Raw genomic sequence first — 24,650 nt, forward strand, 5'->3', positions numbered from 1 at the left:
ATGAATAAGAATGTAAAACGTATTTTGGCCGGTTTAACTATGATGGTATCTGTAGGTGTGGTTGCCGGTTGCGGTACTGCTGAACAGGTTGGTTATGTAGATATGCAAAAAATCATGACTGACAGCCAAAAAGGTCAGGATACGAATACTAAATTGCAGGCTAAATTTACTGAAATTAATGCTCGTTTGGCTCAGGATCAGAGTGCCGGCCAGGATGCCAACACTATGATGCAGAATCAGCAAAAAGCACAGCAGGAATTCCAGGCGTATCAGCAGGCTATGATTAATGATTTCCGTAACGCTGTAGATACGAATGTACAGGCGATTGCGAAAGAAAAAAATATTACTGCCGTAGTTGAAAAGAATGCGTTAATCAGCGGTGGCGTTGATTTGACTGAAGAAGTATTGAACAAAATGGGCAAAGCGGCTAATGCCAGCGATGCCAATGCTAACCAGGCAGCAAGCAGTGATGCCAATAACGGTGCAGCAAGTTCCGCAGCATCCGGCAGCACTGAAGCTAACAAATAATAACGATTAATAGGGGCAGCGAGAGGAGACTTTCACGGTGAAGTATACAGTTGAGGAACTGGCAAAGAGTGTAGAAGGTAAAGTAGTAGGTGACGGCAGCGTTGAGATTACAGAAACCCGTGGTCTCGATCAAGCGGCACCGCAGGCAATTTCATTTGCCATAGGCGAATATTGTGAACATGTAGGGCAAAGCAAAGCAGGCGCTGTCATTGTAGAAGCACCGTTGGCCGATGTGAGCATTCCTCAAATTGTAGTTCATAATGCTAAGGCCGCTTTTGCGCAGATTTTACAGATATTCCATCCGCCGGTAGTATTTCCTACCGGTATTCATGAAACGGCGATTATCGGCAACAATGTAACATTGGGCAAGAATGTAACGGTAGGACCATACTGCATTATTTATGATAATGCGGTTATCGGTGACAATGTCGTATTACATCCGTATGTTTACGTAGGTCATAATGTACGCATCGGCGATGACTCCGCTTTATACAGCGGTGCCATTGTTCATGAAAATTGTATTTTAGGTAAACGCGTAATTCTTAGAGCTAAAGCCGTTATTGGCGGTGAAGGCTTCGGTTTTGCTACCGAAGCGGGGAAACATACGCATATCCCACAAGTTGGCAATGTAATCCTTGAAGATGATGTGGAAGTAGGCTCTTGCTCCTGTATTGATAATGCAACCATGGGCTCCACATTGGTTCGACGAGGCACTAAGATTGACAATTTGGTGCATTTAGGGCACAATGTTGAAATCGGTGAAGATTGCTTCCTCATTGCGCAGGTTGGTATTGCAGGCAGTACCAAATGCGGCAATCATGTAATTTTTGCCGGTCAGACCGGTTGTACCGGCCACATTACCATTGGTGACAATGTTACTTTTGCAGGGAAAACAGGCATTGTCGGGAATGTTCCGGCCAACGGAACCTATGCCGGCTATCCGCATCGACCTCATAAGGAATGGCTTAAATTGGCTGCTTATGAAAATCGTTTGCCGGATATGGCCAAAACAATTAAGCGTTTAGAAAAAGAACTGGCTGCCTTAAAAGAAGAATTGGCGGCGAAATAGGAGAGTATATGTATAGGTTTATGAAGCTCTTTAGTGCTTTTATCTGTATGATGCCTCATAGTATACAATATGGTATTGGCTATTTGCTGGGCGAGATTTTTTGGCTGTTTTTGCCGCCAAAACGCCGCAAACTGGCTATAGGGCAGATTTTATTCTGCAATATTACAGACGATCCTAAAGAAGCAAGACGAATAGCTAAAAAGAGTACAACCCGCTTCGGACGTATGATTATCGATGTATTGCGTTATCCTGAAATTAAGGATGGCAAATATAAAGAGATGTTCGAATGGGTTGACCGTGAATATTTGGATGATGCTCAAGAAGGCGGTAAAGGGGCTGTGCTCATGGCGATTCACAGCAGCAACTGGGAACTTCTGGGCGGTATTTTAGCATCCGAAGGCTATCCGTTAATATCGGTTGCCATGAGACAAAATGGGGACGCCGATAAATTTATCAATGAATATAGAGCGCTCATGCATCAGCATGTGACGTATAAAACCGGTGTGCGCGAAATGATCAGAGAGCTTCAAAAAGGTTCAATGATTGGTCTTATTATGGACCAGGATCCGGCGGCTCAAGGGCAATTGGTGCCGTTCTTCGGCTATGAAACCTTGACCCCTGTAGGACCGGCCGTAATGGGCCGTATGCAAGATGTTCCGATTATACCGGTAACCATTCGCTACGATGAATTTGAAGAAAAATACATCGTTACCGCTCATCCGCCGTTCTATGCGGAACATACGGATGACAAAAAACGAGATACGGCGGTTACGTTGACTCGCTTGAATGAATGGATTGAAGACTATATCAGACGCTATCCGGAAGACTGGTTCTGGCTTCATAATCGTTGGAAGTGGACACGCCGTTATTATGCAGGTAAAATGGAAGTACCACCGGATCCAATGAAGGACTGACGCCATACTTGCCATGTCTTTTGAGAATAGTATATAATAAAAGACAGTGTATTAAAGAGTGACCTTTCGCAATGTATGTGCAATCGAATAGTGGGGTCACTCTTATCGTTCCCAGGTTATGACAAGGAAAGGAGGAGTCTGATGGTACTTAAGCAAAAGACCCTCGTTAAAGAAATTGCCTATGAAGGCACAGGACTCCATAGCGGTCTGCCGGTGACCATGACATTACGTCCGGCAACAGCTGATACAGGGATTGTGTTTGTGCGCACTGATTTACCGGGGAATCCTTCAGTTAAAGCAACTCCGGCCAATGTTACCAATACAAACCGAGCAACCACCTTGGAATCGGGTGAAGCCAAAGTATTTACGGTAGAACATTTATTGGCTGCTTTTTATGGATTGGGCATAGATAACTGCTATGTAGAATTGAATTCGCCGGAACCACCGATTGGTGACGGCAGTGCAGCTGTGTTTGTCGATTTGATGCAAACCGCAGGCGTTAAAGAATTGGCTGCGGAGCGCAAGGTATATGCCGTAAAACAGGCTCATACTGTATACGACGGCGATCGTTATATTTTAATTGTACCTTATGATGGTTTACGAGTAACTTTTACTTCGGTCAACAATCATCCGCTACTGGGGACGCAACAGGTGGATATTGATATAGATTCTGACGTGTTTGCCCGTGAAATTTCACCGGCTCGAACCATTGGTTTTATGAGTGAGTTAAAGCAGTTGCAAGCCATGGGATTGGCTAAAGGTGGCAATATAGATAATGTTTTGGTTTATGATGATACCAAATGTTTATCCGTACCGCGTTTTGATGACGAATTGGTTCGACATAAGATATTGGATATTCTGGGGGACTTATTTCTCCTCGGTCCGATTAAAGGACACATTATTGCGTTGAAGTCCAGTCATGAATTAAATTCGCGCTTGGCCCGTGAAATTTTGCAAGAAATGAAGGAGGATTAAGATGATTCTTACAGTTGAAGACATTATGGAAATTTTACCGCATCGATACCCGCTATTATTGGTTGATCGTATTATTGAATTGGAACCTATGAAACGTGCCGTAGGCATTAAAAATGCTACGATGAATGAATTATTCTTCCAAGGTCATTTCCCGGGTAATCCGGTAATGCCGGGCGTATTGTTAACGGAAGCGATTGCTCAAGTTGGCGGCATTGCCCTTCTGTATCCGGAAGAAAACCGTGGTCTTACACCTATGTTTACCGGCATTGATAAAGTACGTTTCCGTCATCCTGTAAAACCGGGCGACCAAGTTCGCATGGAAGCGGATGTTGTAAAAATTAAGGGCATGATGGGTAAGGTAGAAGGCCGAGCTTACGTTGGTGATAAATTGGTAGCCAGTGGCGAGTACATGTTTGCACTTGTTAAGAAGTAAAACCTTAAAAAATCGAGATAAAATGTGATAAACATATATTTTCTCGTAATTATTATAAAATTTCTCTGTTCTTGATTGTAAAACTTTCTAAAATGAATGTTCACTAATTTAAGTTTATTACGATTATGTTATTAATAAAGCAACATTTAGCGTAATAGTCGCAATCTCAACAGAGCAAGGAGTGACATAGATGATAGTAGTAGGCATGGAGAATGCTACCTCTAATATACATAGCACCGCGGTGGTTCATCCGGACGCTAAGATTGGCCAAGGGGTAATTATCGGCCCCGGTGCCGTAATCGGTGAAAATGTATCCATCGGTGACGGAACCAAAATCGGTGCCAATGTAGTCGTAGGCGGTTGGACTACCATTGGACAACGTTGTGAACTTTACCCGGGTTCGGCTGTAGGTTTAGAACCTCAAGATCTAAAGTTCAAAGGTGAAAAGAGCTTTTGCAATATTGGTGATGAAACGGTCATTCGTGAATGCGTTACCATCAGTCGTGCTACCGGTGAAGGTGAAGAAACTCGCGTAGGCAATAACTGCCTATTCCAGGCATGCACTCATGTGGCCCATAACTGCATCGTAGGCAACAATGTAATTATGAGTAACTGTGCCGGTCTCGCCGGTCATGTTATCGTCGAAGATCGAGTAGTTATCGGCGGTATTGCGGGCATTCATCAGTTTGTAAAAATCGGTCGTAACGCCATGGTCGGCGGTATGGCTAAAGTAGTGCAGGATATTCCGCCTTACGTAATTGCCGACGGCCAGCCGGCTCGTGTAATCGGTCTTAATTCCGTAGGTTTATCCCGCGCCGGAATTTCTGAAGAAGTACGCCATGATTTGAAACAGGCATTCCGCATCATTTATCGCTCCGGTTTCAGTTTGTCCAGAGCGATTGAAGAAATGGAAATGCAATTAAACTCTTCCGTAGAAATTGAGAACTTATTGCGTTTCTTGCGCAATGCAGACCGTGGCATTATGCGTCTTCGCCGCGATTAAAAAGTAAGAGTCTTGCCTTGACGGGTCAAAAGAGTGGTTTGACCCTGAAAGGGAAGGCTCTTTTTGTTCAAAAATGAGGTAAAATTTGATATAATATTATATATTATGTCTTTAAATACAAAGAACTGGGAGGAAACGATGGCAAAAGTCGGATTACTGGCCGGCGTAGGTAAATTGCCGGTGGAATTTTTACGAGCAGCGCAATCGGAAGGCTATGAAGTAGTCGTTATTGCTGTTATTCCCGACACGGAACCGGAGCTGAAAGCGGAAGCTGATGCTTTCTATGAAATCAATGTGGCGAAGATAGATAAAATTTTTAAAACACTTCATAAGGAAGGCATCACGGAAGTGACCATGCTCGGCAAAGTAACCAAAGAGATTTTATTTAAAGGGTTGGTTATGCCTGATTTGCGGACCATTAAGTTACTCACGAAACTTCGCAATCGCAAGGACGACACGATTATGTTGACTATCGTGGAGGAATTGGCTAAAGAAGGTATTCAGGTGGTGGACCAAACCGTTTATATGAAACCTCTTATGCCGAAAGCGGGTGTTCTGACGAAGGCCAAACCTAATAAGGAACAAATGGCGGATATCCTCTTCGGTTTTGATGTGGCAAAACAAATGGGCGGACTCGACATCGGTCAAACCGTTGTCGTCAAAGATATGGCGGTTATGGCCATTGAAGCGATTGAAGGGACCGATGCGTGTATTAAGCGCGGCGGTGCTTTGGGTCGTGGTAATGCGGTTGTGGTAAAAACAGCCAAACCGCGACAGGATGTGCGTTTTGACGTGCCCGCTGTAGGCCTTACAACCATTCAATCCATGTTGGAGAGTGATTGCAAAATTCTGGCTATGGAAGCGGAGCGCACTATCTTTGTGGAGCAGGCCGAAGTTATTAAATTGGCTAACGAAAAAGGCCTTATTATCTGTGCCGTTGACGGGCCGGAAGAAGAATAATTCTGATAGAGAATACATTGTAATTCAAATGGCAAAGATGTTTGAATTACAATTTGATAGAGCGTAATTAATGTCTTGGAGGTTCTGATGAAAGTCATGTTTTCCGCCGGAGAAGCATCGGGCGATACGCATGCGGCCAGTGTTGCCGGCGCGTTAAAAACCTTATATCCCGAGGTAACCATGCTTGGCATGGGCGGTTCGCGCATGGCTGATGCGGGCGTTAATATTGTGTACGATATTAAACAGCTCGGCTATATCGGCATCGTGGAAATTGTTAAGGCCTTGCCTTCTTTTTTCAAACTGAGAGCCTATTTAAAAGATATTATGATTCGGGAAAAGCCGGATGTTTTGGTTTGTGTTGATTATCCCGGCTTCAATATGAAACTGGCGAAAGTCGCTCATGATTTGGGGATTCCCGTTGTCTATTATATTGCGCCCACCATATGGGCATGGCATCGCAGTCGCGGCAAGGATATTGCCAAGACGGTGACCAAAGTGGCGTCCATATTTCCTTTTGAAGCGGCGGCCTATCGTGAATTCGGCGTAGATGTGGAATTTGTAGGTAATCCTTTGGTGGACATTGTGAAACCGTCCATGACGAAGGACGAAGCGATGGCTTACTTCCATATGGATCCCGCCACTAAGCGGGTGCTGCTTATGCCGGGAAGCCGTAAGCAGGAAGTGCTGGGGCTCCTCGACCGCATGCTCAAAGGGGCGGAGATTGTTATACAAAAGCATAACAATTTGGCGTTTTTCTTGCCTCGGGCCCATACGATTGACAAAGAAGAATTAGAAGCTATTGTTGCTAACTATAAGGTGCCCGTTACGATTACGGAAGACCATACTTATGATTTGATGCAAAGCTGTGATGTGTGTCTCGCTGCATCAGGGACGGCCACGCTGGAGACGGCACTTATGGGTTTACCCACAATTTTATTGTACCGTCTGTCACCGGTTACCTTTATGTTGGGCAAACTATTGGTGAATTTAACCCATGTGGGCTTGCCGAATATTGTGGCGGGCCGCGAAGTGATTCCCGAATTATTGCAAGGGCAGGTAACTCCTGTGAATATTGCTAAGGAATTGACCTCTTTATTGGAGGATTCAGTTAGACGAAATACCATGATTGATGATTTGCAGGCCGTCAAAGAAGCCTTAGGCGGTGAAGGCGCGGTTAAGCGGGTAGCTCAATTGGTAGCTACTGTGGCCGGCGCTGCAAAATAAATGGTTCCGGAGGATATGAATGGGAAGTTATAAACGATTATTAGTGTACATTAAACCGTATATCGGACGTTTGATTTTCGGTTTAATTTGTATGATTATAGCGGCAGCCGCTTATTTAGTGGTGCCTTGGCTCATCAAAAATGTAGTGGATGATGTGCTGCAGGCGAAAGATATGCAGATGTTAAATCTCATCGTGGTTGCCATTTTATTGGTCTTTTTGGTGCGCGGTTTTGCCACTTACGGTCAGACCTATACCATGAGTTATGTAGGTCAGCGAGTTATCATCGATATTCGCGAAGCCTTGTTTAAAAAGTTACAGCGCCTCGATCAAGCTTATTTCGACCGTCGTAAAACGGGCGTAGTCATGAGTAATTTAACCAATGACGTCGGTGCTTTGCAGACGGCCATCGTCGATAATTTGATCTCCTTCATTACGGAAGGGGTTACCTTAATCGGTTCCTTGGTTTCCATGATTCTCATCGATTGGAAGTTGACCTTGGTAACCTTCATCATCGTACCGGTCGTGCTTGGCCTTATCAATGTTTTCGGCAAGCGACTTCGCTTGGCCGGTCATGATGTGCAGGGCCGTATTGCGGATATTACATCCCTTTTGCAGGAAGTTATTTCCGGTATTCGCGTAGTGCGCTCTTTTGCCCGTGAAGATTATGAAGTGGTGCGTTTTGAGAAGGAAAATAAGCGTAACTTTTTGGCTGCTATGAAAGCCACTAAGTTATCCGCCTTATTGAGTCCGCTCGTTGAATTTTCTGCAGCCATTGCGGTAACGGTCATTCTCTGGTATGGCGGTTATAATGTAGTAACGGGGGCTATTTCCGCCGGTTCCTTAATCGCCTTCTTAATCTATGCGATTAACTTATCGAATCCGGTAAAACGCTTGAGTCAAGTATACGGCAATATTCAAAAAGCCATGGCTGCGGGCGACCGTGTTTTTGAAATTTTGGACACTGAGCCACAGGTTAAGGAGAAGCCGAATGCGATTGCCTTACCGGAACTCTCTGGTCAAGTTGAATTTGACCATGTGTCCTTCTCCTATGATGGTGAAAAACCGGCTTTAACGGATGTATCCATTACCGTACCGGCCGGTCGTGTAGTGGCCATTGTTGGTCCATCCGGTGCGGGCAAGACAACCATTGCCAATTTGTTGCCGCGTTTTTACGATGTAACGGCGGGGGCACTCCGTATCGACGGCATTGATGTGCGCGATGTGACGTTTAACTCCTTGCGTGAACAGGTAGGCTTGGTACCGCAGGAAACAATGCTCTTTAACGCCACCATTCGCGATAACATCTTATACGGTCGTTTAGACGGTACGGAAGAGGAAGTGTATGCCGCAGCGAAAGCGGCTAATGCGCTGGAATTTATTGAAAAATTACCGCACGGCTTTGATACCCTGGTAGGCGAGCGGGGCAGCTCCTTATCCGGCGGTCAGCGTCAACGCATTGCCATCGCCCGTGCGATTTTGAAAAATCCGAAAATCTTGATTTTGGACGAAGCTACGTCGGCCCTCGATACGGAAAGCGAAAAGCTCGTGCAGGAAGCGTTGGAGCGATTGATGAAAGGCCGTACGGCGTTCGTTATTGCTCACCGTCTCAGCACAATCAAGAATGCAGATCAAATTATTGTGTTGCGTCAGGGACATATTGAAGAAGTGGGAACCCATGAAGAGCTCCTCGCTCAAAATGGTCTCTATCAACATTTATATTCCGTGCAATTTGCAAGTAAAGGACATTAAGGATGTATTGGGTATACAACGTATTACTAATTATATATTGGATTGGTTTGATACCGGTCATCCTCTATCGACTGGCGTTTGAAGAAGGTTTCTATGAGCGTATTCGGCAGAGTGCTGGTTTTATGCCCGATTCATTGATGCGCAAAATCGAAGGTCGTCGTGCTATTTGGGTACATGCCGCATCGGTAGGTGAAATTGTGGCAACCAGTCCGATTGTAAAAGATATTAAAAAGAAATTCCCAGAAGCGGTCGTAGTCGTATCGGTAGTTACCGCTACCGGCCATGCTATGGCCCATCGCATTATTCCGGAAGCGGAGGGGATTATTTTCTTCCCGTTGGATTTGCCGTTTTTGACCCGTCGTATTTTGGATATCATTAAACCGATTACGATTTTACTCGTAGAAACGGAAATCTGGCCGAACTTCTTGCGTATTGCGGAAGATGAAAAAATTCCGGTTATGATGGTAAACGGCCGCATCAGCGATCGCAGTATGAAACGGTACTGGATGATTCGTTCTTTTACGAAAGAAATGCTCGCGTCCATTCAGTATTTCTGCATGCAGTCTAAATTGGATGCGGAATATATCGAATACCTCGGCGCGGCTAAGGACCGCATTACTGTAACCGGTAATACGAAGTATGATCAGACTTACGCTCAGGTAACGGACGAAGAGAAAAAGAAACTTCAAGATGAATTCGGCTTTGGTCGCAATCATCCGATTATTGTAGCCGGCAGTACCCATCGCGGCGAGGAAGATGCTGTTTTGACAGCCTTTAATGAGATTTTAAAGGTATATCCGGAAGCTCGTTTACTCATTGCGCCTCGTGAAATTATGCGCGGCAATGACGTTAAAAGTTTGGCTGAAAAGTATGGTCTCAAGGCGATTTGTCGCAGTGTTATGACCGGACCGGTTCACGAGAAAACGCCGGTGGTGGTACTCGATACAATCGGTGAATTGGGTAGGCTTTACAGCTTAGGTGATATTATATTTGTAGGTGGTTCCTTAGTACGGACCGGGGGCCATAACATTTTAGAACCGGCGGCTCACGGCAAACCGATTTTGGTAGGGCCGCATATGTTCAACTTTAAAGAAATTTACTCACTCTTAAGCTCAAGAGATGCGTGTCTTATGGTTAAGGACGGCAAAGCATTGACCGACACAATGCTCGAGCTTTGCCGCGATAAGGAGCGACGCGAAGCGATGGGGTGGAATTGTTTGGAAATCATTTATGAAAACCGCGGTGCCACCCAGCGCAATACGGAAGAGTTGCGTAAATTATTTGAAAACTATCACATCATTCCGTAACTTGAATTGAATTATAAAGTTACGGCAAAGGAGGTAAGAGCTCATGAAAGGGGAACAACTATTCAAAGAGTTGGTGAGCGGTCGGGCGAAAGGGCCGTTGGCAGACGTTGCCAGAGGCGGTCTCGGTTTGTTAAGTAAGGTATATGCGCAAGGGGCGACTTATCGCAATCAGAAATTTGATAAGCTCCAAGGCGTTACCAGGGCTACCGTGCCTGTTATCAGCGTTGGCAATATTACGGCCGGCGGTACCGGCAAAACACCGATGGTGCGCTATATTTGTCAATATTTAGAATCGCTTAATATGGCACCGGCTGTACTGAGTCGAGGCTATCGGGCCGAGGATAATCAGGATACCATCATTGTATCGCGCCGCGGTCGCTTGGAAGTTACCCCTGCCGTGAGTGGTGATGAAGCTTGGCTCTTAGGTAAAGGGCTGGGGCACACCAGTGTGGTTATCGGTCGTGAGCGTGCAGCGTCGGCCAAAGTAGCGACAGCAACGCTCGGTAGTGATATACTTGTATTAGACGATGGTTTTCAGCATCGCAAACTGGCTCGCGATCTAGATATCGTGCTTATTGATGCGGCCAATCCGTTCGGCTATGACCATGTATTACCGCGCGGCCTTTTGCGTGAACCGCTGGACGGTTTGCGGCGTGCCGATGTATTCGTTTTGACTAAGACGGATCAGGTACCAGCAGATATTTTATTCGGTATTAAACATCGCCTCACTCAGTTGGCGCCGAATATTCCGATTGTAGAAACCATTCACAAGCCGTTGGGCATGCAAACTTTGGATTCTTGGGAGCGCAATGAAGAAGCACAACCTTCGCTCGTAGTGTCTCACAAGTTTTTAACGGTGAGCGGTATCGGTCGTCCGGAATCCTTTCAGCATACTGTAAACAGCCTTGGCTATGAAGTGATTGAAAGTTTGGATTTTGGCGATCATCATGAATATACTACCGATGATGTGGTTAAAATGTGGTGTACCGCGTTTGCCAAAGGTGCTACAGCCATTGTGACGACAGAAAAAGATGCGGTTAAATTAAGTCAAATGCAAGCCGTGCATGATTTGAAGATACCGGTATATGTAATCCCTATCGGCATTGAATTTGCCAAAGGGGAAGAAGAGTTTAAGGCCTATATTAAAGGCGTAGGAAAGAAGGATACTTTATGAAAATAGCTTGTGTCATTCCCGCACGATATGCGTCAACCCGTTTACCCGGTAAGCCATTGGCGGATATTGCGGGCAAACCGATGATTCAGCGTGTCTACGAGCAAGTATCGCAGGCTGCGGTGCCTGATGAAGTCATTGTGGCTACGGACGATCAGCGCGTATTTGATGCTGTTACGGGCTTTGGCGGCAAAGCTATTATGACGAAGGCCGATCATTTGACCGGTACCGATCGCTTGGCGGAAGTGGCTGAAGCAAGACCTGATATTGATGTAATCATCAATGTACAGGGCGACGAACCTTTGATTGCGCCGGGTTTAATCGATAGCTTGGGTGATTTATTCCGTCATGACGGTGCGCTTAAAATGGCGACCGTAGGCGCCCCATTGGCTGAAGCGGAATATAATGAGCCGTCAGCAGTAAAGGTTATTTGCAATCTTAAAGGGCAGGCCATGTATTTCTCACGCTCTTTGATTCCCTATCCTCGCAATGCTTTTAAGAATGCACCGCTTAAGCATATCGGCATTTACGCCTATACGCGCGATTTTCTACTGGAATTTGCGAAGATGGAGCCAACTCCGGCAGAACTTACGGAATCATTGGAACAACTTCGTGCTTTAGAAAATGGAATTGCTATTCAAGTTATAAAAACCGATGCTCGTTTTATCGGTGTTGATACGCCGGAAGATTTGGCTGCTGTTAATGAAATTTTAAAAAAACAAGGCCGCTAAGAGCAAAAATATCGGTTTTTCCATAAAAATTTTAAATTTGAAGTGTATTATATAAGGAGATACTCATGAAAGAAGTTAAAGTAGGCAACTTAACCCTTGGTGGTGGTAAAGGTCTTTTCCTAATGGCCGGTCCTTGTGTAATTGAAGATCCGGAACGGACGCTCAATATTGGTCGTCGTGCCAAAGAAATCTGTGAACGCGTAGGCATTCCTTATATCTTTAAGGCTTCCTTCGATAAAGCCAATCGTTCCAGCTTTAATTCTTTCCGCGGACCCGGTCTTGTAGAAGGTCTTAAAATTTTAGCTCATATTAAAAAAGAATTACAGGTTCCGGTTATCAGCGATATTCACTCCATTGAACAGATTGAACCGGCCGCTGAAGTACTCGACGTATTGCAGATTCCGGCGTTCTTATGTCGTCAGACCGACCTCGTATACGGTGCTGCCAAAACCGGCAAAGCAATCAGCATTAAAAAAGGCCAGTTCTTGGCGCCGAAGGATATGAGCAATGTTGTTAAAAAAGTAGAAGAAGCAGGCAATCCTAATTTGTTCTTAACGGAACGTGGGGCCAGCTTTGGTTACAATAACTTAGTTGTGGATATGCGCTCCTTCCCAATCATGCGCAGTTTCGGTTATCCGGTAGTTTTTGATGCTACGCACAGTGTGCAGTTGCCGGGCGGTGCGGGCACCAGCTCTTCCGGTCAGCGTGAGTTCGTGCCTAATTTGGCAAGAGCCGCTGCCGGCGCCGGCGTTGACGGTTTCTTCATGGAAGTTCATGATAATCCGGAAGAAGCTTTGTCCGATGGCCCTAACATGGTTCGTTTGGACGATTTGGAAGCAATGTTACGTGATTTGGTAGCTATCGACAAAATTGTTAAAGGCTAATTGAAGAATACGAATAGAGGGGATGGAACATCCATGAACGTTTTGGAGCAAGCGGCTCAAGTGCTTCATGAAGAAGCACAAGCCATTGAAAAATTAATCACAACTTTAGACGGTAATTTCATCGATGCGGTGAATATGATTTTAAATTCCCATGGTCGCGTAGTTTGTACGGGTATGGGTAAATCCGGTCACATTGCCCGTAAAGTGGCAGCTACCTTGGCATCCACGGGCACCCCGGCGTTATTTTTACATCCCGGCGAAGGTGTGCACGGAGACCTTGGTATGGTTACGTCGGAAGACATCGTGCTGGCGTTTTCCAATAGCGGTGAAACCGGCGAAGTGATTAGTTTATTGCCTTCATTACGTCGTATCGGGGCGAAGTTAATCAGTGTAGTCGGCAAGCATAATTCTACCTTAGCCAAGAATTCGGATATTGTATTGTTGGTGGAAGTGGAAAAAGAAGCTTGTCCTTTGGGTTTGGCACCGACTACCAGTACGACGGTAGCCCTCGCTTTAGGCGACGCCCTCGCGGTATGCTTGTTGGATCGTCATAAATTTACACCGGAAAATTTTGCCATTTTCCATCCGGGCGGATCGTTGGGCCGAAAATTGCTCTTAACGGTTGAAAATATTATGCATAGCGGTGAAGACAATCCGGTGGTTCATAAAGGTGCCAGCGTGCGCGATGCCTTATTCGTAATGACGGAAAAAGGCCTTGGTGCTACCAATGTGGTAGACGAAGAAGGTCGTTTAATCGGTCTCGTTACGGACGGTGATATTCGCCGCGGTCTTGATGCGGGCAGCAATTTCTTGGAATGGCCCGTAGAGGACATGATGACGGCTATGCCGCGCACCATTACGAAGGATAAATTAGCCGCCGAAGCACTTCACTTAATGGAAAAGAATCAACCGCGACCTATTACGGTGTTGCCGGTAGTTAATGATAAGAAAGAATGTTTGGGAATTGTACATATTACAGACTTATTGCGTCGAGGTATTGTATAATGAAAGTACGCTGTTTAATCTTAGATGTGGACGGCGTCATGACCGAAGGCGGTATCATTTATACCGCCACCGGTGATGAAATAAAAGTGTTCAATGCACAGGATGGACTGGGCCTCGCCTTAGCCCGTCGCGGCGGCTTGAAGCTGGCCGTTATTACGGGGCGTTACTCCAAGATGGTAGAGCGTCGCACGGAAGAATTAAAGTTTGATTTTGTTCGCATGGCCTGTCATAATAAGACGGCTGCCATTAAAGAACTGGCCGAGGAATTAGGTATTTCTACGGCTGAAATGGCCTATATGGGCGATGATTTAAATGATTTGGGAGCCCTTACCACGGTGGGGTATCCTATGGCACCGGCTAACGGTGTAGCGGAAGTAAAAGCGATTGCTAAGTTCACGGCTTCTAAAGCGGGCGGCCATGGGGCCATTCGTGAAGCCATTGAACATATTTTTAAAGAAGCCGGACGTTGGGACGAATTGGTTGAAGATTATAAGAATGAAATATATAGTCAAGGTCAATAGCGAAAGGAGGTACGTACGGTATGTCAAATGAATGGCAATATAAACTGTTAAAAGGCTTAAGCGCATTGACTTGTAAGTTGTCGTATCGCACGATACTTCGTATAGGGGCAGGCTTAGGGCCTTTATATTCGCTATTTGCTAAAAAACAAATTAAACGTGGCGTTTATAATGTCATGAAGGGCATGAATGTTTCAGAAAAAGAAGCGGAACAAATTCTCTGTGAATTATTTAAGAATTTGGGTCGCTCCGCTTTGGAAATTTTATACATGCCAAACTTAACGAAGGAATTTATTGCCGAGCATATTGAAATGCACGGTATGGAATATTTGGATAAAGCATTGGCCGAGAAGCGAGGCGTTGTAATTTTGACGGCTCATGTAGGCAACTGGGAATGGATGGGCGCAGCTTTGGCTGCCAGCGGTTATCCGTCCACAACGATTGTTAAAAAACAGCCGAATGCACAAGTTACACGATTGCTTAATGAATATCGTGAAATGGTAGGGCTTGAAGTGTTTGCTCGAGGCGGCTCCGAAATGATTCGCGCCGTAAAAGCGATGAAACAAAAGAAACTGTTAGGTTTCTTGGCGGATCAGGATGGTTACATTCAGGGATTACCGGTTGAATTTTTGGGACAGGAATCATCGGCTGTAACCGGTCCGGCCACCTTTGCTCAGAAATTTAAAGCCCCCGTGGTACCTGTATTTACGCATCGCAAGCCGGATGGCGTAGGCCATGTAGTGGAAATACTGCCACCGCTTTACTATGAAGATACGGGGAATGAAGAAGAAGATATTTACCGCTTGACGGAAGCCACCGTACGCGTTACGGAAGACTTTATCAGACAGCATCCTACCGAATGGTTATGGTTCCAACATCGTTGGAATACCAAACTGAATGAAATAGTGGATATTGAGGCAAAACTGAAGGTGAGGGACGCAGTTCATGCTAAAAAATAAGAAGACGATTTTAGTCATAGCCATCGTACTTGCTCTGGTAGGGGCGTTTATCTGGATATTACTAAGCGGTGAAGCGGAAACGAAAACGGATCCGACACAACCGAAGGGGAATTTAGTGACGTTTGAAGGATCGACCATCACAGAAGAACAAGACGGTAAGACGGCTTGGTCTGTTTCGGCGGAACAAATTAAAGTAAATCCGAACACTAAGGAAATTTACCTGACGAATATGAAAGGAACATTTTATGATGGTGATAAAACACTCGTTGTAACGGCACCGCGCGGTTACATGACGGGGGACCATAATAAAATGCAATTGGCCGGTGGTGTTAAAGGCACAAACGGCGTTGATACGGAGTTGGTAACGGATTCAATCGCTTTTGATAATAAAACGAAGAAATTGACTTCTGAAACACCGTTTACATTCTCTAACAGCGATGCTGTCGTGACCGGTGATCAATTGGAAGCCGATGTGGTATTGAATAAAGTCATGGCTAAAGGTCATGCTAAATTAGTTAAGAAGTGATGGGAGGATTTGACAGATGAAATTGTCAAAAATAATGGCGGTTACCGCGCTTGCAATAGGCCTTGCCGTGCCGGTTTGGGCGGCTCAGTCCAATCTGTCCATTACCGCCGATACCTTGGAATATGACGGTAACAGCGGTATTGCCAGAGCCAACGGCAATGTGGTAATTATCAATGAAGACAAGACGATGACCGGTAAAACCGGCTGGTATAATACAAAAACGCAGGAAGCTGATTTGTCCGGCGGTGTCAGCATGATTGGTTCGGATACATCCTTATCCGCTCAGACGCTTCACAGTACCAATAATGAACAGCTTCAGGCGACCGGTAATGTACGTTTGCAAAAAGAAAATAAGCAAGTTTTCGGTGATATAGTAACGTATAATACTAAAACGGAATACGGTACATCCCGCGGCAATGCCAAACTCGTTATGGATGATGCCGTTTTGACCGGTGACTATGTGCAGGGTTGGCTCAATGAAATTCGTGCCACTGCACAGGGCAATGTAACCTTGCACAGTGCTAAGCACAATTTGGATGCCAGCGCCGATAATGCGGTGTACACCCAGACGCCCGGTCAGGATGATGGGGTAGCGTATTTAACCGGTAATGCCCATGCCGTTCAAAACGGTAATGTGCTTAATGCGCCGGAATTAAAATTAGAAATGAAAGATAATTCGGTACAAACTGTAGGTGGACGTAGTACGTTGATTATCACGCCGCAGCAGTAAGGAGTAACTTGAATGTTTATTGAAACCCGAGATTTAGTAAAAACCTATAAAGGGCGCAATGTTGTAGATGGTGTCAGTGTTCGTGTCGAAGAAGGCGAAGTAGTGGGCTTGTTGGGCCCTAACGGGGCCGGTAAGACAACCACCTTCTACATGATTATTGGCATTGAAAAACCAAATAGCGGTACAATTACCATCGGTGAGAAAGACATTACCAGAATGCCTATGTATAAAAGAGCCGATCAGGGCATCGGTTACTTGCCGCAGGAAGCATCTGTATTTCGTTCACTCTCCGTGGAAGACAATATCCGCGCCATGTTGGAAACAACGACTAAATCGAAGGCGGAGATTGAGGAAACGGTAGAAGCGTTATTGCAGGAATTCCACATTGAACATGTGCGCCAACGCACGGGGATGCAATTATCCGGCGGTGAACGACGCCGTGTGGAAATTGCCCGTTGTATCGCCTTGGCACCGCGGTTTATTTTGTTGGATGAACCGTTTGCCGGGGTCGATCCTATTGCCGTAGCCGACATTCAATCCATCATTCGCCATCTGAAAGCACGTGGCATCGGCGTCTTAATTACGGACCATAATGTGCGTGAAACCTTGGGCATCGTTGACCGTGCTTATATTTTGAGCAACGGTAAAATTTTGCTGGAAGGTTCCGCTGATGAAGTGGCTAACAGTCCGATAGCTCGTAAGCATTATTTAGGCGACAGTTTTAATATGTAGGGGCTGGTGATATAAGAACATGCGAATATTAGATAAATATATTTTAAAAAGTTTTATAGGCCCCTTTCTTTTCGGTATTTTTGCCTTTACCAGTATTTTCGTAGGGACCGGTACTTTATTCCGTATCGCTCAATATATTACGGAATACGGGGCCTCCTTATGGTCGGTAACCAGGGCCTTTATTTTAGCCTTGCCGAGCATTGTGGTACTTACATTCCCGATGGCGGTCCTTTTGGCCTCGCTCTTGGCTTTCGGCCGTTTGAGCGGCACCAGTGAGATTATCGTAATGCGCGCCGGCGGTATGAGCTTCTTGCGCTTAGCCATGCCGGTGTATATTGCGGCATTCTTCATTTCTATCGGCGCCATTGCGTTCAATGAATATGTAGTGCCGGCCGCTAACCATGCGTACCAAAACATTATTCGTAATGAAATTAAGAAGCAGGCGGAACCGCCGGCTCAGGAACATATTGTTTTGAAAACCATGGAAGGGGACAATATCAGTACCCTCATGTACGCGAAACGTTATGACTCCACTACCAAGCTTATTAACGGCGTTACGGCACAGCTCTTTACCAATGGTGAAGTAACCCAGATTGAACATGCCGATACGGCAACCTGGAACGGTACTTATTGGGTAATGCACAATGGTGTCATTTATGATTTGGCGGCTGACGGCAATGGTGTAGAACGTACAATGCGTTTTAAAGACCAGATATTGCCAATCGCTAAAGATCCGGACCAGATTTCACAGGAACAACGCGATCCTGACGAAATGACGATTAAAGAACTTCGTCAGCAAATTAAAGCGTTAAGTTCAAGCTATGTAAGTACTACTAAATGGGAAATGGAAATGTATCAACGTTTTACCATTCCGATTGCTAGCTTCGTATTTGCCTTGGTTGGGGCGCCGTTAGGCCTTCAAAAACAGCGTTCCAGCTCGTCCATCGGGTTTGGTCTCAGCGTTATCATTATCTTCGTGTATTACGGGGTAATGACCTTTGCCGGTGCGCTTGGTAAAGGGGGCGCGTTGCCACCGCTTGTGGCGGCCGCTATTCCTGATACGCTGGGGATTATCGCCGGTTTGTGGCTTAACTGGAAAGTGTCTAAATAAAAGGCAAACGACAGGCTGCTGATTACAGTAGATGCAGGAAGTTTTGCAATAAAATATGGGACATAAATACAATGACCTTGGTATTTGTTTTGCCAAGGTTATTTTTTTCATGAAGTTTACTTTTTCTTTTCTTGAAAATAGAGTACAATAGAAACGGAAACTATATATTTCAGTTTTCAATTAGCAGAGTTAATAAGACGATAAAAACCTCGGGACTTGGCATAAAGGTTTATTATAAGTCTCTCCCATAAATGTTTTAATGATAAATTGGTAATTTTGATTATAAGAGGAAGGAGTGCGCTCGACATGTTGGTCGGTTTAAATATTATTTTAATTATTGCTATCATGGGCGGCGCCATTGCTTTCATTGGCGATAAATTAGGTACTAAAATCGGGAAGCGTCGTATGTCCATTTTTGGCCTCAGGCCTAAACATACATCCATTATTATGACAATTGTTACGGGGATTTTAATTTCCGCCTTTACCCTAGGGGTGTTGGCTATTGCATCGGAAAATGTTCGGATAGCCCTCTTTGGCATGGAGCAGTTGCGGGCGGAAATGGATCAACTTAACAGTGATGTCGCAGCCAAGAATAGAGAATTGGAAGCGGGCAAAAAAGAATTAAGTGAAAAGACTGTCGCTTTAAATACGATGCGTAAAGATGTGCAGGCAACGCAGGAAGAATTGGAAGAAGCTCGTGCCGCCCGTAATGCTATGAGTGAAGAGCTCGTTTCTGTACAAGAAGCGTACCGTCAGGCTGATGCACGCTTGGCTCAATCGGCCAAAGATATTCAAACTTTGGAAAGTACCAGAACCGAATTGGAACAACATATTGAAGACTTACGGGTAACGACAAAACGCTTGGAAGAAGGGATTACCCATGTTCGTGAGGGCACCGTTCTTTTCCGTGTCGGTGAAGTATTAAGTGGGGCCTTGGTTCGCCCGGGCTTGTCCGAAGATGAAAGCGCTAAGGCGATTACGAGCATTTTGAATGACACAAACGGTTTGATTTTGCGCCGTCTCGGTATTGATGAAAACCGTGCCGTTATTTATGTAAGTCGCAATAATTTGGAAGAAGTAGCCAAACAGGTGGCCAGTGCTACGGAACCGATGACGATTCGGGTGACCGCAGCAGCCAATATTATTTACGGCGAAGCTGCTTTGGCTGAAATTCATGCCTATCCGTATCAGAAAGTATACGATAAGGGCGATGTGATTTGGTCCGCTGAAGTTGAAGGGGGCGACAATGCACAGTTTACCGTATTGTCCTTCTTAAAAGACGTGAATGCACAGGCGAAAGCTAAGGGCATTTTGCCGGATCCGTTGTCCGGTGACGTAGGCTCCTTGCCGGGGGATGAATTATTTGATACCATTCGTCAATTGAGCCGCTTAAGTGGTCCTGTGCGCATCAGAGCGATTGTAGATGAAGATACCTATACGACCGGTCCGGTTCAGATTGAACTACGCCTTGATCCGGTGCGCGCTGCTAATGCAGAGTCGTAAGTCAAATTAACAGTAGTTAAATAACTCATCCTCATGCTAATCACTGTAGTTTACGGAGGTGAATCAGACTTTTCGGTTGCGTGGACAATTTTAGGCGTAGGACTTTAAAATGAGATTCAATGATTTTGATTATGCTAAAAAAGCATAGGTTATATAAGATTTAGTAACTAAGCCTTGTTACTTATATGGTATAATAAAACATATCGAAAAGATTCGTTTGAAAAGCAAATGGAAAATTCACCTGTTGCAGCTATGTTTGTAGGGCATGTAGGCTGAGTATTGCTTATAAACTGAGGTATCGATTTGATTACTATGCCGGAACAGATAGAATGCTGCCGTTAGCTTAGCTACCGACAGCATTTTTTGTGAAAATTTTTAGGTAATAGGTAGGGATATGTTAGACGGTTTGCCGACAGAAGGCAAAGCCATAGTAAAGGAGGCCGGGGATGCAAATAGACACAGATGCTTTATATAAAGCGGCTAATGTAGACGCCAACGAGCCTTTACTGTTGGCGGTGGATCCGGGCCGCGAGAAAAGCGGCGTTGCGGTCATGACGAGAGATGCGGCTAAATTAGTATATAAAACAATTTTTCCGACCGCCGAGCTTGAAACATCACTCACATCCGTTCTTACACAGTTTAAAGCGATTAATGAATTAATTTGCGGTAATGGGACGAATCATAAATTAGTATTTCACCTATTGGAAGCCTTAGGCAAAACACAAGATTTACCGGTGACGCTCGCTGAAGAAGCACATACTACGGAAGTGGCGCGCAAACGTTATTTTGAGTTTCATCCGCCTACCGGTTTGAAACGATTGGTGCCGAAAGGCATGCTGTATCCACCGGTGCCGGTTGATGATTTTACGGCGTGGATAATCGGTGAACAATATATTTTGGGCAAGAAAGAAAGGGGATAGACAATGGCAGCAGCTAAACGTTCACAAAAATTAACATGGAAGGATCATGCAATCCGTTACTTTTGGATGATTGTAGGGTCTTTGATTTATACCTTCGGTTTGGATGTATTTCTCGTACCGAACAGCATCATCGACGGTGGTGTAGTCGGTATTTCTTTGATGGCAACCGAACTTACGGGAATATCTTTCAGTGTTTTCGTAGTTATTCTTAATTTACCGTTCCTTTATATAGGCTATCGCCTTATCGGGCGCAGTTTTACCATTGCCACTTTATTCTCGGTAATGTGTATTTCCGTTTTTTCCGTATTCATGCATGATGTACCACCGGTGACCATCGATCCGTTCCTGGCTTCGATTTTCGGCGGGATTATTCTTGGTCTGGGCGTTGGCATGATTATTCGTAACGGCGGTTCTTTGGATGGCAGTGAAATTGTGGCCATTATTTTTGACAAAAAGAGCAGCTTCTCCGTTGGCGAAATTGTTATGTTTTTAAACTTATTCATTTTGGGCGCAGCAGGCTTCGTATATAGCTGGAACAGTGCTATGTATTCCCTTATTGTGTACTTCATTGCGTATAAGATGATTGATATTACCATCACCGGTCTTGAAGAATCCAAGGGCGTTATGATTATTACGGATTATCCCGATGAAATCAGCGAAGTGCTTACGAAACGACTTGGTCGTGGCGTAACCGTTCTTTTTGGTGAAGGTGGCTATTCAAAACAACCGAAAAAAGTGCTATACTCAGTAGTGACGCGTTTGGAAATTACCAAGTTGAAAGACGTGGTATATGAAAACGACGAAAATGCGTTTATTACTATTTCTGACGTGCATGATGTATTTGGCGGTCAGTTCGGGAAGAAGACGATTCACTAAATAGCAGCACGGTTCTTTGAAGAAAGGAGTCCGGTTTTGCAACAATGGTTGCGCCTTGGCACGAAACCTCAACATAGTGGTTAGAAGTTTTAATTAATAGGGCTTGGTAGCACGGTGTTGTAATGAAACCGGAAGGTTGTATGGCAGAAGAAAAGTCAATTGGAAAGCAGATTATACATGAAATCGGTGAGTGGTTATATGCGATTATTATTGCCCTCGCTATTGCGATTGTAGTTCATTTGTTCTTGGGTCAGATTACTCGCGTATCCGGTGAATCCATGGAAGATACACTGCATAACGGTGATTTTCTGGTTGTATCTAAATTAGATCATATTCAAGGCAATATGCCGCAATACGGCGATATTGTTATTATCGACAGCCGTGTTAATCGTGATCGTACCTGGAAAGATGATGTGGCCGATGTTGTATCGAACTACGCTTCTATTTTCAGCAAAGATGCGGAACGCCATGATGCTTGGGTAAAACGTGTTATCGGCTTACCGGGCGATACGTTGGAGTTTAAAGACGGTCATGTATGGCGCAACGGCAAGGAATTGGAAGAACCTTATACGAAAGAACCGACTATGCAATATAGTCAAACGGCACCGGTCGTTGTACCGGAAGGTCATGTCTTCGTCATGGGGGACAATCGCAATCACTCCAGCGACAGCCGCTTTATCGGCCCTGTGCCTATTAAAAATGTAATCGGTCATGTGGTATATGATTTAAGCTTTTAATCTGAATTGAAAGTTTACGCGGAGTCGATTACATAATAGATTTTGCAGAAAGTCAGTTGAACTCTGCTTCGGCGGGGTTCAACTTTTTAATTTATATTTTGTTTATTTGCCAATGGTCCGTAAATTTAGTAAAATAAAGTCGCAATTAAGGAAACGGAGGCGGCCTATGTTATTGTCAGTAGTAGTGCCCGTATATAATGAAGAGGCAAATATAAAAAAATTCTACAGCTCGGTCAAAAAAGTGCTTAACACGCTACCTTACGACCAGGAAATTATCTTTGTAGACGATGGTTCGTCTGATGATTCGGCGACCATGCTCAGCCATATTGCGGCTGAAGATAAAGATGTTAAGGTGTTGTTGTTGGCCCGTAATTTCGGCCATCAATTGGCTTTGACCTGTGGACTTGATTATTCCACCGGTGATGCGGTCATTACTATGGATGGTGATATGCAACATCCGCCGGAATTGATTCCGGAATTAGTTCGACTTTGGGAAGAAGGCCACGATGTAGTGCGCACCATTCGTGATTCCACGGAAGATGCGGGTTGGGCTAAATCTTTCACATCAAAATATTATTACAAGTTAATGAACATAATGGCCAATGTGCCCATCGTGGAAGGCGGCTCCGATTTTCGTCTGATGAATCGTCGCGCCTTGGATACCTTGCTCCGTTTCCGTGAGCACGGTCGCTTTTTGCGTGGCATCGTAGGGGCCATCGGTTATAATCAAGCGGAAATCCACTTCGTGGCGCCACCGCGCTTTGCCGGTAAATCCAAGTTCAGCGTGCGCAAAATGCTGCACTTTGCCTTGGACGGGATTGCGGCTTTTTCAAAAGTACCGCTCAGGGCCGCTTTTTATATCGGCCTGATCTGCGGCTTATTGAGCTTGCTCATGATTTTGCATATTCTATATGTGCATTTCTTCACCGACTCCGCTGTGAGCGGCTGGGCGACTTTGGGAGTGGCTATTTTCTTCTTAGGTGGTGTACAGCTCGTGGGTATCGGCATTATCGGTGAATATGTGGGCCGTGTGTTTGAAGAAGTTAAGCACCGACCGTTATATTGGATTCGTGGCGGCTATAATATTGACGACAAGAATCAACCGCAAGGGCATAATAATGCACCAAATCGAGGTTTATAATACAGTAAATTGTTGTGTATTATACAGCAAATCTAAGTTTATAATACGCGTAAGCGAAGAGTAATGAGTAAATAATATAGCTGTCTAAGGCTAGTTAATAGTCATCTGCAAACTATTTGTGGTATAATTATAAGAAGACAGTTTTGACGTAAGGAGAACCTGTTGAAGTATGGGTACTCAGAGACTAGTTTGAGGATAGTACTATGAAATCAATTAAAAGAAAAGTCGCCATCACAGCGGCAGTAATGTTAATGGTCAGCACGCAATTGGTCAGTGCGGCCGGGTATACGTATGGCGCTAAAGGCGGCGACATTTCGGCGATTCAGAAGAAGTTGATTGCAGCCGGATATAATGCACGACTCAATGGCGAGTATGATGCCAATACCAAATGGGCAGTACGCCTATATCAAAAAGATAATAATTTACCGGTGAACGGTGTTTTAGATGCTGTTACTTATAAGAAATTAATGGGTAAAGAGCTTGATGAACATGTGGTAGCCGGTTTGGGTCGCATGTCCGATGATAAGATTGCCGCGGAAATGGCGGCCGGTCGTAAAGCTACGTTAGAGAAGAAAACAACGGCAGCTACTTTGGATGCGACGAAGCCTGCGAAAGCAACTAAAAAAACTAAAGTAAAAAATAACAAAGTTAATAAAAACGGCGATGCGAAAGTACAAGCGGTAGCCAAGAAAAATACTGCTACCATAAAGTCAAAGACACCGACCAATGGTATTCTCGATCCAATCGCTCCGGACTTTATTTTCACTAAAACCGGTAAGGTGTCAAAATCGATTAGTGAAATAATTACCGAAGCGGAACGTTATCGCGGTGTACCGTATGTATTCGGCGGCGCTACCCCGCAGGGCTTTGACTGCTCCGGCTATGTGCGCTATGTATTTGCCAAATCGGGCATTGATTTGCCGCGCAGTGCGGATGAACAATA

Annotated in this window: 26 protein-coding genes; all 26 read left to right on the forward strand. The window is 44.9% G+C overall.

Annotated features, from left to right (window positions below; translation table 11 throughout):
* Positions 1-528 (forward strand): OmpH family outer membrane protein, encoded by a 528-nt coding sequence (locus E7204_RS09315; RefSeq protein ID WP_295183964.1) that lies wholly within the window; start codon positions 1-3, stop codon positions 526-528.
* A gap of 37 nt (positions 529-565) precedes the next feature.
* The gene (gene lpxD / locus E7204_RS09320) at positions 566-1,597 is read left to right on the forward strand and encodes a UDP-3-O-(3-hydroxymyristoyl)glucosamine N-acyltransferase (protein WP_295183966.1); all 1,032 of its coding nucleotides are present in this window, start codon (positions 566-568) and stop codon (positions 1,595-1,597) included.
* Positions 1,598-1,605: 8 nt separating this feature from the next.
* On the forward strand, positions 1,606-2,511 hold the full coding sequence (locus E7204_RS09325) for a lipid A biosynthesis (KDO)2-(lauroyl)-lipid IVA acyltransferase (protein WP_021840883.1): 906 nt from the start codon (positions 1,606-1,608) through the stop codon (positions 2,509-2,511).
* A gap of 141 nt (positions 2,512-2,652) precedes the next feature.
* Positions 2,653-3,486, forward strand: coding sequence for a UDP-3-O-acyl-N-acetylglucosamine deacetylase (gene lpxC, locus E7204_RS09330; protein WP_295183970.1), 834 nt, complete (start codon positions 2,653-2,655; stop codon positions 3,484-3,486).
* A gap of 1 nt (position 3,487) precedes the next feature.
* The gene (gene fabZ / locus E7204_RS09335) at positions 3,488-3,919 is read left to right on the forward strand and encodes a 3-hydroxyacyl-ACP dehydratase FabZ (protein WP_021840885.1); all 432 of its coding nucleotides are present in this window, start codon (positions 3,488-3,490) and stop codon (positions 3,917-3,919) included.
* Positions 3,920-4,109: 190 nt separating this feature from the next.
* Positions 4,110-4,922, forward strand: coding sequence for an acyl-ACP--UDP-N-acetylglucosamine O-acyltransferase (gene lpxA, locus E7204_RS09340; protein WP_295183973.1), 813 nt, complete (start codon positions 4,110-4,112; stop codon positions 4,920-4,922).
* A 138-nt stretch (positions 4,923-5,060) separates the two neighbouring features.
* Positions 5,061-5,882: a UDP-2,3-diacylglucosamine diphosphatase LpxI gene (gene lpxI / locus E7204_RS09345; protein WP_295183975.1), complete on the forward strand. Its 822-nt coding sequence runs from the start codon at positions 5,061-5,063 to the stop codon at positions 5,880-5,882.
* Positions 5,883-5,969: 87 nt separating this feature from the next.
* On the forward strand, positions 5,970-7,106 hold the full coding sequence (lpxB, locus tag E7204_RS09350; protein ID WP_295183979.1) for a lipid-A-disaccharide synthase: 1,137 nt from the start codon (positions 5,970-5,972) through the stop codon (positions 7,104-7,106).
* 19 nt (positions 7,107-7,125) lie between these two features.
* A complete protein-coding gene (gene msbA, locus E7204_RS09355) occupies positions 7,126-8,856 on the forward strand; it encodes a lipid A export permease/ATP-binding protein MsbA (RefSeq protein ID WP_021840889.1) in 1,731 nt (576 codons plus the stop codon).
* A 2-nt stretch (positions 8,857-8,858) separates the two neighbouring features.
* Positions 8,859-10,163 (forward strand): 3-deoxy-D-manno-octulosonic acid transferase, encoded by a 1,305-nt coding sequence (locus tag E7204_RS09360; protein WP_295183985.1) that lies wholly within the window; start codon positions 8,859-8,861, stop codon positions 10,161-10,163.
* Positions 10,164-10,206: 43 nt separating this feature from the next.
* Complete coding sequence (gene lpxK, locus E7204_RS09365) at positions 10,207-11,337, forward strand: tetraacyldisaccharide 4'-kinase (protein ID WP_295183988.1); 1,131 nt, start codon at positions 10,207-10,209, stop codon at positions 11,335-11,337.
* Positions 11,334-12,065, forward strand: a complete 732-nt coding sequence (gene kdsB, locus E7204_RS09370) for a 3-deoxy-manno-octulosonate cytidylyltransferase (RefSeq protein ID WP_295183990.1) — start codon at positions 11,334-11,336, stop codon at positions 12,063-12,065. The genes lpxK and kdsB overlap by 4 nt, the downstream gene beginning before the upstream one ends.
* Positions 12,066-12,130: 65 nt before the next feature.
* The gene (gene kdsA / locus E7204_RS09375) at positions 12,131-12,949 is read left to right on the forward strand and encodes a 3-deoxy-8-phosphooctulonate synthase (RefSeq protein ID WP_021840893.1); all 819 of its coding nucleotides are present in this window, start codon (positions 12,131-12,133) and stop codon (positions 12,947-12,949) included.
* 33 nt (positions 12,950-12,982) lie between these two features.
* Positions 12,983-13,954: a KpsF/GutQ family sugar-phosphate isomerase gene (locus E7204_RS09380; RefSeq protein WP_295183992.1), complete on the forward strand. Its 972-nt coding sequence runs from the start codon at positions 12,983-12,985 to the stop codon at positions 13,952-13,954.
* Positions 13,954-14,475 carry an HAD-IIIA family hydrolase gene (locus E7204_RS09385; RefSeq protein WP_295183995.1) on the forward strand — a complete coding sequence of 174 codons (522 nt, stop codon included), beginning with the start codon at positions 13,954-13,956 and terminating at the stop codon, positions 14,473-14,475. The genes E7204_RS09380 and E7204_RS09385 overlap by 1 nt, the downstream gene beginning before the upstream one ends.
* 20 nt (positions 14,476-14,495) lie before the next feature.
* The gene (locus E7204_RS09390) at positions 14,496-15,431 is read left to right on the forward strand and encodes a lysophospholipid acyltransferase family protein (RefSeq protein WP_295183998.1); all 936 of its coding nucleotides are present in this window, start codon (positions 14,496-14,498) and stop codon (positions 15,429-15,431) included.
* Positions 15,418-15,957: an LPS export ABC transporter periplasmic protein LptC gene (gene lptC / locus E7204_RS09395; RefSeq protein ID WP_295184002.1), complete on the forward strand. Its 540-nt coding sequence runs from the start codon at positions 15,418-15,420 to the stop codon at positions 15,955-15,957. The genes E7204_RS09390 and lptC overlap by 14 nt, the downstream gene beginning before the upstream one ends.
* 16 nt (positions 15,958-15,973) lie before the next feature.
* Positions 15,974-16,687, forward strand: a complete 714-nt coding sequence (locus tag E7204_RS09400; RefSeq protein ID WP_295184005.1) for an LptA/OstA family protein — start codon at positions 15,974-15,976, stop codon at positions 16,685-16,687.
* A gap of 12 nt (positions 16,688-16,699) precedes the next feature.
* Positions 16,700-17,419, forward strand: a complete 720-nt coding sequence (gene lptB / locus E7204_RS09405; RefSeq protein ID WP_295184008.1) for an LPS export ABC transporter ATP-binding protein — start codon at positions 16,700-16,702, stop codon at positions 17,417-17,419.
* Between the two features lie 19 nt (positions 17,420-17,438).
* Entirely contained in the window at positions 17,439-18,530 is a 1,092-nt protein-coding gene (locus tag E7204_RS09410) for an LptF/LptG family permease (protein ID WP_295184011.1), read from the forward strand.
* A 306-nt stretch (positions 18,531-18,836) separates the two neighbouring features.
* A complete protein-coding gene (locus tag E7204_RS09415) occupies positions 18,837-20,033 on the forward strand; it encodes a DUF3084 domain-containing protein (RefSeq protein WP_295184014.1) in 1,197 nt (398 codons plus the stop codon).
* A gap of 446 nt (positions 20,034-20,479) precedes the next feature.
* Positions 20,480-20,953 carry a hypothetical protein gene (locus E7204_RS09420; protein ID WP_295184016.1) on the forward strand — a complete coding sequence of 158 codons (474 nt, stop codon included), beginning with the start codon at positions 20,480-20,482 and terminating at the stop codon, positions 20,951-20,953.
* Positions 20,954-21,019: 66 nt separating this feature from the next.
* Positions 21,020-21,829 carry a YitT family protein gene (locus E7204_RS09425; protein ID WP_295184028.1) on the forward strand — a complete coding sequence of 270 codons (810 nt, stop codon included), beginning with the start codon at positions 21,020-21,022 and terminating at the stop codon, positions 21,827-21,829.
* Between the two features lie 140 nt (positions 21,830-21,969).
* On the forward strand, positions 21,970-22,566 hold the full coding sequence (gene lepB, locus E7204_RS09430; protein WP_295184019.1) for a signal peptidase I: 597 nt from the start codon (positions 21,970-21,972) through the stop codon (positions 22,564-22,566).
* A gap of 166 nt (positions 22,567-22,732) precedes the next feature.
* Entirely contained in the window at positions 22,733-23,707 is a 975-nt protein-coding gene (locus tag E7204_RS09435; protein ID WP_295184022.1) for a glycosyltransferase family 2 protein, read from the forward strand.
* Between the two features lie 203 nt (positions 23,708-23,910).
* Positions 23,911-24,650: peptidoglycan-binding protein (locus E7204_RS09440; protein WP_295184025.1), on the forward strand; the 740-nt coding region annotated here is incomplete at its 3' end.

Source organism: Veillonella sp. (assembly GCF_015058545.1).
Taxonomy (GTDB): Bacteria; Bacillota; Negativicutes; order Veillonellales; family Veillonellaceae; genus Veillonella_A.